Raw genomic sequence first — 11,934 nt, forward strand, 5'->3', positions numbered from 1 at the left:
GAACCTTATGGGTACTCAGCGCAACATGCCGCTGCCGTAACCCTTCAGGTTGGCTTTCTTCATCAGGGATTCGTACTGGTGCGAAACGAGGTGCGATTGTACTTGGGACATGAAGTCCATCACAACCACGACCACGATCAGCAACGAGGTCCCGCCAAGGTAGAACGGAACGTTTGCTGCAACCACCAGAAACTGGGGCAACAAGCACACGGCCGTCATATATAGAGCACCGAACAGGGTCAAGCGAGTCAGAACGCCATCAATGTAGCGTGCAGACTGCTCACCTGGACGAATACCCGGAATAAAGGCACCGGACTTCTTCAGGTTTTCCGCTACGTCTTTCGGATTGAACATCAACGCCGTATAGAAGAAGCAGAAGAAAATAATCCCTGCACTAAACAGCAGAATATTCAACGGCTGACCAGGAGCGATCGACTGAGAGAGGTCCTGCAGCCAGCCCATATTTTCAGACTGACCAAACCAGGTACCCAACGAAGCCGGAAACAGCAAAATGCTGCTCGCGAAAATTGCCGGAATAACACCGGCCATATTCACTTTCAGCGGCAAGTGGCTGGTCTGCGCGGCAAAAACCTTACGGCCCTGCTGACGCTTGGCGTAATGAACAGCGATACGACGCTGACCACGCTCAATGAACACCACAAAACCGATAATCGCTACTGCCAGCAAACCGATGGCAACCAAGGCGAAGATATTGATATCACCCTGACGTGCAGACTCGAAAGACTGCCCAATCGCTCTCGGAAGACCGGCGACGATACCTGCGAAAATCAACATCGAGATACCGTTACCAACACCACGCTCAGTAATCTGCTCACCCAGCCACATCATGAACATTGCACCAGCCACAAAAGTGGACACCGCAACGAAATGGAAGCCAAAGTCACCAGTGAACGCGACACCCTGCCCGGCCAGGCCAACGGACATGCCGATAGCTTGAACCAGAGCGAGGATGACAGTGCCGTAGCGGGTGTACTGGCTAATCTTGCGACGGCCAGCTTCACCTTCCTTCTTCAACTGCTCCAGCTGCGGGCTGACGGCTGTCATCAACTGCATGATGATCGATGCCGAAATGTACGGCATGATCCCCAGTGCAAAGATGCTCATCCGCTCCAGCGCGCCGCCGGAAAACATGTTGAACAAGCTAAGAATGGTCCCCTCATTCTGTCGAAACAGGTCTGCGAGTCGGTCCGGGTTGATACCTGGAACCGGGATGTGTGCGCCTATTCGGTAGACGATAATCGCCAGGAACAGAAAACGCAGACGAGCCCAAAGTTCAGACATACCGCCTTTGCCGAGCGCAGAGAGAGCACCTTGCTTAGCCATTTATTCCTCGAACTTGCCGCCAGCTGCTTCGATAGCCGAACGCGCACCTTTGGTGGCGCCGATTCCCTTGCCGATAGTGACAGCGCGAGCCACTTCACCGGACAGCATGATTTTCACACGCTGTACGTTGACGTTGATCACGTTGGCATCTTTCAGGGTCTGCAGAGTTACGATGTCGCCTTCCACTTTAGCCAGTTCGGACAGACGCACTTCTGCGCGGTCCATGGCTTTCAGGGATACGAAACCGAACTTAGGCAGGCGACGATGCAACGGCTGTTGACCGCCTTCAAAGCCTGGAGCGATGGTACCACCGGAGCGGGAGGTCTGACCTTTGTGGCCACGGCCGCCAGTCTTACCCAAACCGCTACCGATACCACGGCCCGGACGATGCTTTTCGCGACGGGAACCCGGCGCTGGACTCAGATCATTGAGTTTCATCGATTAACCCTCGACACGCAGCATGTAGTAAGCCTTGTTGATCATCCCGCGATTCTCGGGAGTATCCTGAACTTCTACAGTGTGACCGATGCGACGCAGACCCAGACCCTTAACGCACAGTTTGTGGTTAGGGATGCGGCCGGTCATGCTTTTGATCAGCGTTACTTTAACGGTAGCCATGATCAGAAAATCTCCTGGACGCTTTTGCCACGCTTGGCGGCAATGGATTCAGGGGACTGCATAGCTTTCAAACCTTTAAAAGTGGCGTGAACCACGTTTACCGGGTTAGTCGAGCCGTAGCACTTGGCCAGAACGTTCTGAACGCCAGCAACTTCGAGGACAGCACGCATAGCGCCGCCAGCGATGATACCGGTACCTTCAGAAGCAGGCTGCATGTACACCTTCGAAGCGCCATGGGCGGACTTCATTGCGTACTGCAGGGTGGTGCCGTTCAGATCAACTTGGATCATGTTGCGACGAGCAGCTTCCATTGCCTTCTGGATCGCAGCAGGCACTTCACGCGACTTGCCACGGCCGAAGCCAACACGCCCTTTACCATCACCAACCACGGTCAACGCGGTGAAAGTGAAGATACGGCCGCCTTTAACGGTTTTGGCTACGCGGTTAACTTGAACCAGCTTCTCAATGTAGCCTTCGTCGCGCTTTTGGTCGTTATTTGACATAACTTAGAACTCCAGCCCAGCTTCACGAGCAGCATCAGCCAGCGCTTTAACGCGGCCGTGGTACTTGAAGCCAGAGCGGTCGAAAGCCACTTGCGAGACGCCAGCGGCCTTAGCACGCGTAGCGACCAGCTGGCCAACCTTTGTGGCCGCGTCGATGTTGCCAGTGGCACCATCACGCAGTTCTTTATCCAAAGTCGAGGCGCTTGCCAGGACTTTGTTGCCGTCGGCCGAGATGACCTGGGCGTAGATGTGCTGCGACGAGCGGAACACGCAGAGACGCACGACTTCGAGTTCGTGCATTTTCAGGCGTGCTTTGCGAGCGCGACGCAGTCGAGTAACTTTTTTGTCGGTCATTTGCTATGCCCTACTTCTTCTTGGCTTCTTTACGACGGACGACTTCGTCCGCGTAGCGCACACCTTTGCCTTTGTACGGCTCTGGTGGACGGAAGTCGCGGATCTCAGCAGCCACTTGACCTACCAGCTGCTTATCGATGCCCTTGATCAGGATATCGGTCTGGCTAGGAGTCTCAGCGGTGATGCCTTCCGGCAGTTCGTAATCCACTGGGTGCGAGAAGCCAAGGGCCAGGTTCAAAACCGTGCCTTTTGCTTGCGCTTTGTAACCAACACCGACCAGCTGGAGCTTACGCTCGAAGCCTTGGCTTACGCCTTGGACCATGTTGTTCACCAACGCACGCGTGGTACCGGCCATTGCGCGAGTCTGTTGATCGCCATTGCGAGCAGCGAAACGCAGCTCACCAGCTTCTTCAACGATCTCAACGGACGAATGGATGTTCAGTTCAAGAGTACCCTTGGCACCCTTCACCGAAAGCTGTTGGCCTGCGAATTTGACTTCGACACCGGCTGGCAGCTTAACGGGGTTCTTAGCGACGCGAGACATGCTTATCCCCCCTTAGAACACAGTGCAAAGAACTTCGCCGCCGACACCGGCAGCGCGCGCAGCACGATCCGTCATCACACCTTTGTTGGTGGAGACGATAGACACGCCCAGACCGCCACGAACTTTCGGCAGATCTTCAGCGGACTTGTACTGACGCAGGCCTGGACGGCTAACGCGCTTCACTTCCTCGATGACCGAACGGCCTTCGAAGTACTTCAGCTCGATGGACAGCAGTGGTTTGGTTTCGCTGCTGATCTGATAACCCGCAATGTAGCCTTCGTCTTTCAGGACTTTGGCAACAGCTACCTTCAACTTGGAAGATGGCATGCTTACGACGGACTTTTCAGCCATCTGGGCATTACGGATACGAGTTAGCATGTCCGCTAACGGGTCCTGCATACTCATGGGCTAGACGCTCCTAATACAAAAAAATTAGCCTTGCGGCTACATATGTCGCCGAGAATCTCCGAGCATAGAAAACACGGGCTCAGGCGAGCCGGGTATTCTAGACACACTCCGGAAATGAAACAAGCCCCAAAAGGGGCTTGTTCCAGATTCAAGGTCACCGGTGGTCAGTATCTTGCGATACCAATCGCCTGGACTCTGAAAGTACTTACCAGCTGGCTTTAACCAGACCTGGGACGTCACCACGCATTGCCGCTTCACGCAGTTTGTTACGGCCGAGGCCGAACTTGCGGTAAACGCCGTGTGGACGACCGGTCAGGCGGCAGCGGTTACGCATGCGCGAAGCGCTTGCGTCACGTGGCTGCTTCTGCAGAGCTACTGTAGCTTCCCAACGTGCTTCTGGACTTGCGTTCAGATCGACGATGATTGCTTTCAGTGCTGCACGCTTCTTGGCGTACTTGGCAACCGTGAGCTGACGCTTCAGCTCGCGGTTTTTCATGCTCATCTTGGCCATGGTCCTACTCCAATCAGTTGCGGAACGGGAATTTGAAAGCACGCAACAGGGCGCGACCTTCATCATCGTTCTTGGCAGTGGTGGTCAGGGTGATGTCCAGACCGCGGAGAGCATCGATCTTGTCGTAGTCGATTTCCGGGAAAATGATCTGCTCTTTCACGCCCATGCTGTAGTTGCCACGACCATCGAAGGACTTGGCATTCAGGCCGCGGAAGTCGCGAACCCGAGGCAGGGAGATCGACAGCAGACGATCCAGGAATTCGTACATACGCTCACGGCGCAGAGTTACCTTTACGCCGATCGGCCAACCTTCACGGACTTTAAAGCCAGCGATGGATTTCCGAGCGTAGGTCACAACGACTTTTTGGCCGGTGATCTTTTCCAGGTCAGCAACAGCGTGCTCGATGACTTTTTTGTCGCCGATCGCTTCGCCCAGACCCATGTTCAGGGTGATTTTGGTAACGCGCGGAACTTCCATCACGTTCCCGAGCTTAAGTTCTTCCTTAAGCTTGGGGGCGATTTCCTTCCGGTAAATCTCTTGTAGTCGTGCCATGGTCTTATCTACCTAGCAGTGTTCAAGCATCAACCGCTTTTTGGGTCGACTTGAAGACACGAATTTTCTTACCGTCTTCTACTTTGAAACCAACACGATCAGCCTTGTTGGTTTCGCCGTTGAAGATGGCGACGTTAGAAGCGTGCAGTGGCGCTTCTTTCTCGACGATACCGCCCTGTACGCCCGACATAGGGTTAGGCTTGGTATGACGCTTGACCAGGTTCAGACCACCTACAACCAGACGGTCGTCAGCGAGAACCTTCAGCACCTTACCGCGCTTACCTTTGTCTTTGCCGGCGATCACGATGATCTCGTCGTCACGACGAATCTTTTGCATGTCGGATCTCCTTACAGCACTTCTGGGGCGAGCGAGACGATCTTCATGAACTTCTCAGTACGAAGTTCACGGGTCACTGGCCCAAAGATACGGGTGCCGATCGGCTCTTGCTTGTTGTTCAGAAGAACAGCAGCGTTGCCATCAAAGCGGATAATGGAGCCATCTGCACGGCGTACGCCGTGACGAGTGCGAACTACAACAGCAGTCATCACTTGGCCTTTTTTCACCTTACCGCGAGGAATTGCTTCCTTCACGGTAACTTTGATGATGTCACCGATACCAGCGTAACGACGATGGGAGCCACCCAGCACCTTGATGCACATAACACGGCGAGCGCCGCTGTTATCGGCCACATCGAGCATGGATTGAGTCTGAATCATATAATTTCTCCGACCCCTAGTCCTTAGACTTCCACAGCGCGTTCGAGAACATCAACCAGTGCCCAAGACTTGGTCTTGGCCAACGGACGAGTTTCACGAATAGTGACTTTGTCGCCGATGTGGCACTGATTGGTTTCGTCGTGCGCGTGCAGCTTAGTCGAACGCTTAACATATTTACCGTAGATCGGGTGCTTAACGCGACGCTCGATCAGAACGGTGATGGTTTTGTCCATCTTGTCGCTGACAACACGGCCAGTCAGCGTACGGACAGTCTTTTCGGCTTCAGCCATGATCACTTACCTGCCTGCTGGTTGAGCACAGTCTTCACGCGAGCGATGTCACGCTTAACTTGCGAGAGCAGATGAGACTGCCCCAACTGGCCAGTTGCTTTCTGCATGCGCAGATTGAACTGGTCGCGCAGCAAGCCGAGCAGTTGCTCGTTCAGCTGCTGTGCGGATTTTTCACGAAGTTCATTCGCTTTCATCACATCACCGTCCGTTTAACAAAGGAGGTGGCGAGCGGCAGCTTTGCAGCAGCCAGGGCGAAAGCCTCACGCGCCAGCTCTTCAGAAACACCCTCGATTTCATACAGGACTTTGCCTGGCTGAATCTGGGCTACCCAGTATTCCACGTTACCCTTACCTTTACCCATCCGCACTTCGAGAGGCTTCTTGGAGATCGGCTTGTCCGGGAATACACGGATCCAGATCTTGCCGCCACGTTTTACGTGACGGGTCAGAGCACGACGCGCTGACTCGATCTGACGAGCGGTGAGACGACCACGAGCTACAGACTTCAGCGCGAACTCGCCGAAGCTGACTTTGCTACCGCGCTGAGCCAGACCACGGTTGTGGCCTGTCATCTGCTTGCGGAACTTCGTACGCTTAGGTTGCAACATTTGGCGTACCCCTTACTTAGCAGCTTTTTTACGAGGCGCTGGTGCTTGTGGTTTCAGTTCTTCTTGGCGACCACCAATTACTTCGCCTTTGAAGATCCAAACCTTTACACCGATCACACCGTAAGTGGTGTGAGCTTCGTAGTTGGCATAGTCGATGTCGGCACGCAGGGTGTGCAATGGCACACGACCTTCGCGATACCATTCAGTACGTGCGATTTCAGCACCGCCGAGACGACCGCTCACTTGGATTTTGATGCCTTTGGCACCAATGCGCATGGCGTTCTGTACGGCGCGCTTCATAGCGCGACGGAACATTACGCGGCGCTCCAGCTGCTGAGCTACGCTCTGCGCAACCAGCATACCGTCGAGTTCCGGCTTGCGGATCTCTTCGATATTGATGTGCACAGGCACACCCATTTGCTTGGTCAGGTCCTGACGCAGTTTCTCAACATCTTCACCTTTCTTCCCGATTACGATACCTGGGCGAGCGGTGTGGATGGTGATACGTGCAGTTTGGGCCGGACGATGGATATCGATACGGCTTACGGACGCGCTTTTTAGTTTGTCTTGGAGATACTCACGCACCTTCAGATCAGCGAACAAATAGTCCGCATAAGTCCGACCGTCTGCGTACCAGACGGAGGTGTGCTCCTTGACGATTCCCAGGCGAATGCCAATGGGATGTACTTTCTGACCCATCTCTTCGACTCCGTTACTTGTCAGCAACCTTGACAGTGATATGGCAAGACCGCTTGACGATGCGATCAGCACGGCCTTTGGCACGTGGCATGATGCGCTTCAGCGAACGCCCTTCGTTGACGAAAACGGTGCTGACCTTCAGGTCATCAACGTCTGCGCCTTCGTTATGCTCGGCGTTGGCTACGGCCGACTCCAGCACTTTCTTCATGATCTCGGCGGCTTTCTTACTGCTGAAAGCCAACAGGTTGAGCGCTTCGCCCACCTTCTTCCCGCGGATCTGGTCGGCGACCAAGCGGGCTTTCTGGGCGGAGATTCGAGCGCCCGACAACTTAGCGGCTACTTCCATTTCCTTACCCCTTAACGCTTGGCTTTCTTGTCTGCCACGTGCCCACGATAAGTGCGGGTACCGGCAAACTCGCCCAGTTTGTGGCCGACCATGTCTTCGTTAACAAGAACGGGGACGTGTTGACGACCGTTGTGTACTGCGATGGTCAAACCGACCATTTGTGGCAGGATCATCGAGCGACGCGACCAGGTCTTAACTGGTTTGCGATCGTTCTTTTCCGCCGCCACTTCGATCTTCTTCAGTAGGTGAAGATCAATAAAAGGACCTTTTTTCAGAGAACGTGGCACTGTCGTATCCCTCTATTTACTTGCGACGACGGACGATCATTTTGTCGGTACGCTTATTACCACGAGTCTTCGCGCCCTTAGTCGGGAAGCCCCATGGCGATACCGGATGACGACCACCAGAGGTACGACCTTCACCACCACCATGTGGGTGGTCAACCGGGTTCATGGCAACACCACGAACGGTTGGGCGAACGCCACGCCAGCGTTTGGCACCAGCTTTACCCAGCGAACGCAGGCTGTGCTCGGAGTTCGAGACTTCACCCAAGGTCGCACGGCATTCAGCCAGTACTTTACGCATCTCACCAGAACGCAGACGCAGGGTCACGTAGACACCTTCACGAGCGATCAGCTGAGCCGAAGCGCCAGCGGAACGAGCGATTTGCGCGCCTTTACCTGGCTTCAATTCGATGCCGTGTACGGTGCTACCAACTGGAATATTACGCAGTTGCAGAGCGTTGCCCGGCTTGATCGGTGCCAGAGCACCTGCGATCAGCTGGTCGCCAGCGCTCACGCCTTTAGGGGCGATGATGTAGCGACGCTCGCCATCTGCGTACAGCAGCAGAGCGATATGAGCAGTACGGTTTGGATCGTATTCGATACGTTCGACAATGGCAGCGATGCCATCTTTGTCGTTGCGACGGAAGTCGACCAGACGATAATGCTGCTTATGGCCACCACCAATGTGACGAGTGGTAATACGACCATTGTTGTTACGACCACCAGACTTCGATTTCTTCTCGAGCAGCGGTGCGTGAGGAGCGCCTTTATGCAGCTCCTGGTTGACCACCTTGACCACAAAACGGCGGCCAGGGGAAGTCGGTTTGCATTTAACGATTGCCATGATGCACCCCTTCCTTACTCAGCACTGCTGCTGAAATCGAGATCTTGGCCTGGCTGAAGGGAGATAACTGCCTTCTTCCAGTCATTGCGCTTGCCCAGACCGCGAGCAGTGCGCTTGCTCTTACCCAGAACATTCAGGGTAGTAACACGCTCTACTTTCACGCTGAACAGGCTTTCGACGGCCTTCTTGATTTCCAGCTTGGTTGCGTCAGTTGCAACCTTGAAAACGAACTGGCCTTTCTTGTCAGCCAGAACCGTAGCCTTTTCGGAAACGTGCGGGCCAAGCAGAACTTTAAATACGCGTTCCTGGTTCATCCCAGCAGCTCCTCGAATTTCTTCACGGCCGACACGGTGATCAACACCTTGTCGTATGCGATCAGACTAACTGGATCGGAACCTTGCACGTCACGTACATCAACGTGTGGCAGGTTGCGAGCAGCCAGGTACAGGTTCTGATCAACAGCTTCAGACACGATCAAAACGTCGGTCAGGCTCATGTTGTTCAGTTTGCCCAGCAGATCTTTGGTTTTTGGACTTTCAACAGCGAAGTCCTGAACCACGACCAGGCGATCAGTACGCACGAGTTCAGCAAGGATGGAGCGCAGAGCTGCGCGATACATCTTCTTGTTGAGCTTCTGAGAGTGATCCTGCGGACGAGCTGCAAAAGTGGTACCGCCGCCACGCCAGATTGGGCTACGGATGGTACCAGCACGAGCACGGCCAGTACCTTTCTGACGCCAAGGGCGCTTACCGCCACCACGAACGTCGGAACGGGTCTTTTGCTGCTTGCTACCTTGACGGCCGCCGGCCATGTAGGCCACGACTGCTTGGTGAACCAGCGTCTCGTTGAATTCGCCGCCAAATGTCAGTTCGGAAACTTCGATCGCTTGAGCGTCATTTACATTTAATTGCATGTCAGCTTCCCCTTAACCGCGAGCCTTGGCCGCTGGACGTACAACCAGGTTGCCGCCAGTAGCGCCAGGAACAGCACCCTTGACCAACAACAGATTGCGTTCAGCGTCGACGCGCACTACTTCGAGGGACTGCACGGTCACGCGCTCAGCGCCCATATGACCGGACATTTTCTTGCCCTTGAATACACGACCAGGAGTCTGGCACTGGCCAATAGAGCCCGGGACGCGGTGGGAGACGGAGTTACCGTGAGTGTTGTCTTGGCCACGGAAATTCCAACGCTTGATCGTACCCTGGAAGCCTTTACCTTTGGACTGACCGGTCACATCAACCAGTTGACCAGCAGCAAAGATTTCAGCGTTGATCAGATCGCCAGCTTGGTAGTCACCATCTTCAAGACGGAACTCCATAACAGTACGACCAGCTGCAACGTTTGCTTTAGCGAAGTGACCTGCTTGAGCAGCAGTCACGCGCGAAGCACGACGCTCGCCGACAGTGACTTGCACTGCACGATAGCCATCGGTTTCTTCAGTTTTGAACTGGGTGACGCGATTCGGCTCGATCTCAATGACCGTGACCGGAATGGAGACACCTTCTTCGGTGAAAATACGGGTCATACCGCATTTACGACCGACTACACCAATAGTCATGTTGTAAACCTCATGAGTGTACGGGGCTTTCACCCGCTATGGCCGCCCATTTCAGAGCGTTACACGACTAAGACCCAAGTCTTAGCCGAGGCTGATCTGTACTTCCACACCGGCCGCCAGATCGAGCTTCATAAGAGCATCAACGGTTTTATCCGTTGGCTGGACGATGTCCAGTACGCGCTTATGAGTACGGATCTCGTACTGGTCACGCGCGTCTTTGTTGACGTGCGGGGAGACCAGAACGGTGAACCGCTCTTTACGGGTAGGCAGTGGAATTGGACCACGCACTTGAGCACCAGTACGTTTCGCGGTTTCCACGATTTCCTGGGTGGATTGGTCGATCAGGCGATGGTCAAAGGCCTTCAACCTGATACGGATTTGCTGATTTTGCATTGGATTTCAGACTCCGGCTGCTATTCCCACCGAGCGCAATACGCCCGTTAAAAGGAGGCGCAATTCTATAGACGGCCCCGATAGGTGTCAACCCAATAAAAAAGCCCCCGCTGAGCGGGGGCTTTTTCAAAACATCAAAGCAAACTCTAAAAGAGCTTACTCGATGATTTTAGCTACAACGCCAGCACCAACGGTACGGCCGCCTTCACGGATAGCGAAGCGCAGACCGTCTTCCATCGCGATGGTTTTGATCAGGGTAACAGTCATCTGAATGTTATCGCCTGGCATTACCATTTCAACGCCTTCTGGCAATTCGCAGTTACCGGTCACGTCAGTAGTACGGAAGTAGAACTGTGGACGGTAGCCTTTGAAGAACGGAGTGTGACGACCGCCTTCTTCCTTGCTCAGAACGTAAACTTCTGCAGTGAACTTGGTGTGCGGCTTAACCGAACCCGGCTTAACCAGAACCTGACCACGCTCAACGTCGTCACGCTTGGTACCACGCAGCAGAACGCCGCAGTTCTCGCCAGCACGACCTTCGTCGAGCAGCTTACGGAACATTTCAACACCGGTGCAGGTGGTGACGGTAGTGTCACGCAGACCAACGATTTCCAGTGGATCTTGTACGCGAACGATACCGCGCTCAATACGACCAGTCACAACAGTACCACGACCGGAGATCGAGAATACGTCTTCGATTGGCATCAGGAACGGCTTGTCGATAGCACGCTCTGGCTCTGGAATGTAGGTGTCCAGAGTTTCTACCAGCTTCTTGACGGCAGTGGTGCCCATCTCGTTGTCATCTTTGCCTTCCAGCGCCATACGGGCCGAACCAATGATGATTGGAGTGTCGTCGCCTGGGAAGTCGTAAGTGCTCAACAGATCGCGCACCTCCATCTCTACCAGTTCCAGCAGCTCAGCGTCGTCTACCAGGTCAGCCTTGTTCAGGAAAACCACGATGTACGGAACGCCTACCTGACGGGACAGCAGGATGTGCTCACGGGTTTGTGGCATCGGACCATCAGCGGCCGAGCAAACCAGGATCGCGCCGTCCATCTGGGCAGCACCAGTGATCATGTTCTTCACGTAGTCAGCGTGACCTGGGCAGTCAACGTGAGCGTAGTGACGAATGTTCGAGTTGTACTCGACGTGCGCGGTGTTGATGGTGATACCACGAGCTTTTTCTTCTGGCGCGCTGTCGATCTTGTCGAATTCAACTACGGCCGAACCGAAAACTTCGGAGCAGACGCGAGTCAGAGCAGCAGTCAGAGTGGTTTTACCGTGGTCAACGTGACCGATAGTGCCAACGTTGACGTGCGGTAGGGAACGATCAAATTTTTCTTTAGCCACGACAATTA

The 11,934-nt window shown here is 54.3% G+C and carries 23 protein-coding genes; all 23 read right to left on the reverse strand.

Going from position 1 to position 11,934, the window contains the following annotated elements; all coding sequences use genetic code 11:
* Positions 1-15 precede the first annotated feature (15 nt).
* Positions 16-1,344, reverse strand: coding sequence for a preprotein translocase subunit SecY (gene secY / locus HRH33_RS24055; RefSeq protein ID WP_003176406.1), 1,329 nt, complete (start codon positions 1,342-1,344; stop codon positions 16-18).
* Entirely contained in the window at positions 1,345-1,782 is a 438-nt protein-coding gene (gene rplO, locus HRH33_RS24060; RefSeq protein ID WP_034139513.1) for a 50S ribosomal protein L15, read from the reverse strand.
* Positions 1,783-1,785: 3 nt separating this feature from the next.
* Entirely contained in the window at positions 1,786-1,962 is a 177-nt protein-coding gene (gene rpmD, locus HRH33_RS24065; RefSeq protein WP_003176408.1) for a 50S ribosomal protein L30, read from the reverse strand.
* Between the two features lie 2 nt (positions 1,963-1,964).
* The gene (gene rpsE, locus HRH33_RS24070; RefSeq protein WP_010566852.1) at positions 1,965-2,465 is read right to left on the reverse strand and encodes a 30S ribosomal protein S5; all 501 of its coding nucleotides are present in this window, start codon (positions 2,463-2,465) and stop codon (positions 1,965-1,967) included.
* A gap of 3 nt (positions 2,466-2,468) precedes the next feature.
* Entirely contained in the window at positions 2,469-2,819 is a 351-nt protein-coding gene (rplR, locus tag HRH33_RS24075; RefSeq protein ID WP_003186037.1) for a 50S ribosomal protein L18, read from the reverse strand.
* A 10-nt stretch (positions 2,820-2,829) separates the two neighbouring features.
* On the reverse strand, positions 2,830-3,363 hold the full coding sequence (gene rplF, locus HRH33_RS24080; RefSeq protein ID WP_003176412.1) for a 50S ribosomal protein L6: 534 nt from the start codon (positions 3,361-3,363) through the stop codon (positions 2,830-2,832).
* 12 nt (positions 3,364-3,375) lie between these two features.
* Entirely contained in the window at positions 3,376-3,768 is a 393-nt protein-coding gene (gene rpsH / locus HRH33_RS24085) for a 30S ribosomal protein S8 (RefSeq protein WP_010566853.1), read from the reverse strand.
* 208 nt (positions 3,769-3,976) lie between these two features.
* On the reverse strand, positions 3,977-4,282 hold the full coding sequence (gene rpsN, locus HRH33_RS24090) for a 30S ribosomal protein S14 (protein WP_003176414.1): 306 nt from the start codon (positions 4,280-4,282) through the stop codon (positions 3,977-3,979).
* A gap of 13 nt (positions 4,283-4,295) precedes the next feature.
* Positions 4,296-4,835, reverse strand: coding sequence for a 50S ribosomal protein L5 (gene rplE, locus HRH33_RS24095; protein WP_003194642.1), 540 nt, complete (start codon positions 4,833-4,835; stop codon positions 4,296-4,298).
* Between the two features lie 22 nt (positions 4,836-4,857).
* A complete protein-coding gene (gene rplX / locus HRH33_RS24100; protein WP_007896770.1) occupies positions 4,858-5,172 on the reverse strand; it encodes a 50S ribosomal protein L24 in 315 nt (104 codons plus the stop codon).
* Between the two features lie 11 nt (positions 5,173-5,183).
* Positions 5,184-5,552, reverse strand: a complete 369-nt coding sequence (rplN, locus tag HRH33_RS24105; RefSeq protein WP_002555479.1) for a 50S ribosomal protein L14 — start codon at positions 5,550-5,552, stop codon at positions 5,184-5,186.
* A 23-nt stretch (positions 5,553-5,575) separates the two neighbouring features.
* Positions 5,576-5,842 (reverse strand): 30S ribosomal protein S17, encoded by a 267-nt coding sequence (gene rpsQ, locus HRH33_RS24110; protein ID WP_003176419.1) that lies wholly within the window; start codon positions 5,840-5,842, stop codon positions 5,576-5,578.
* Between the two features lie 2 nt (positions 5,843-5,844).
* Entirely contained in the window at positions 5,845-6,036 is a 192-nt protein-coding gene (gene rpmC / locus HRH33_RS24115) for a 50S ribosomal protein L29 (RefSeq protein ID WP_002555481.1), read from the reverse strand.
* A complete protein-coding gene (gene rplP / locus HRH33_RS24120; RefSeq protein ID WP_003176421.1) occupies positions 6,036-6,449 on the reverse strand; it encodes a 50S ribosomal protein L16 in 414 nt (137 codons plus the stop codon). The genes rpmC and rplP overlap by 1 nt, the downstream gene beginning before the upstream one ends.
* A gap of 12 nt (positions 6,450-6,461) precedes the next feature.
* Positions 6,462-7,148: a 30S ribosomal protein S3 gene (gene rpsC, locus HRH33_RS24125; protein WP_003176422.1), complete on the reverse strand. Its 687-nt coding sequence runs from the start codon at positions 7,146-7,148 to the stop codon at positions 6,462-6,464.
* Between the two features lie 13 nt (positions 7,149-7,161).
* On the reverse strand, positions 7,162-7,494 hold the full coding sequence (rplV, locus tag HRH33_RS24130; RefSeq protein ID WP_003103908.1) for a 50S ribosomal protein L22: 333 nt from the start codon (positions 7,492-7,494) through the stop codon (positions 7,162-7,164).
* An 11-nt stretch (positions 7,495-7,505) separates the two neighbouring features.
* Complete coding sequence (rpsS, locus tag HRH33_RS24135) at positions 7,506-7,781, reverse strand: 30S ribosomal protein S19 (RefSeq protein WP_002555486.1); 276 nt, start codon at positions 7,779-7,781, stop codon at positions 7,506-7,508.
* A 16-nt stretch (positions 7,782-7,797) separates the two neighbouring features.
* Positions 7,798-8,622, reverse strand: a complete 825-nt coding sequence (gene rplB / locus HRH33_RS24140) for a 50S ribosomal protein L2 (protein ID WP_167418232.1) — start codon at positions 8,620-8,622, stop codon at positions 7,798-7,800.
* Between the two features lie 14 nt (positions 8,623-8,636).
* Positions 8,637-8,936 (reverse strand): 50S ribosomal protein L23, encoded by a 300-nt coding sequence (gene rplW, locus HRH33_RS24145; RefSeq protein ID WP_002555488.1) that lies wholly within the window; start codon positions 8,934-8,936, stop codon positions 8,637-8,639.
* On the reverse strand, positions 8,933-9,535 hold the full coding sequence (gene rplD, locus HRH33_RS24150; RefSeq protein WP_003176424.1) for a 50S ribosomal protein L4: 603 nt from the start codon (positions 9,533-9,535) through the stop codon (positions 8,933-8,935). The genes rplW and rplD overlap by 4 nt, the downstream gene beginning before the upstream one ends.
* A gap of 12 nt (positions 9,536-9,547) precedes the next feature.
* Positions 9,548-10,183: a 50S ribosomal protein L3 gene (rplC, locus tag HRH33_RS24155; protein ID WP_003194649.1), complete on the reverse strand. Its 636-nt coding sequence runs from the start codon at positions 10,181-10,183 to the stop codon at positions 9,548-9,550.
* Between the two features lie 81 nt (positions 10,184-10,264).
* Positions 10,265-10,576: a 30S ribosomal protein S10 gene (gene rpsJ, locus HRH33_RS24160; RefSeq protein ID WP_003186070.1), complete on the reverse strand. Its 312-nt coding sequence runs from the start codon at positions 10,574-10,576 to the stop codon at positions 10,265-10,267.
* Between the two features lie 156 nt (positions 10,577-10,732).
* Positions 10,733-11,926: an elongation factor Tu gene (gene tuf / locus HRH33_RS24165; protein ID WP_034139514.1), complete on the reverse strand. Its 1,194-nt coding sequence runs from the start codon at positions 11,924-11,926 to the stop codon at positions 10,733-10,735.
* Between the last annotated feature and the right edge of the window lie 8 nt (positions 11,927-11,934).

The sequence above is a fragment of the Pseudomonas rhodesiae genome, assembly GCF_013285305.1.
GTDB classification, from domain to species: Bacteria; Pseudomonadota; Gammaproteobacteria; order Pseudomonadales; family Pseudomonadaceae; genus Aquipseudomonas; species Aquipseudomonas rhodesiae.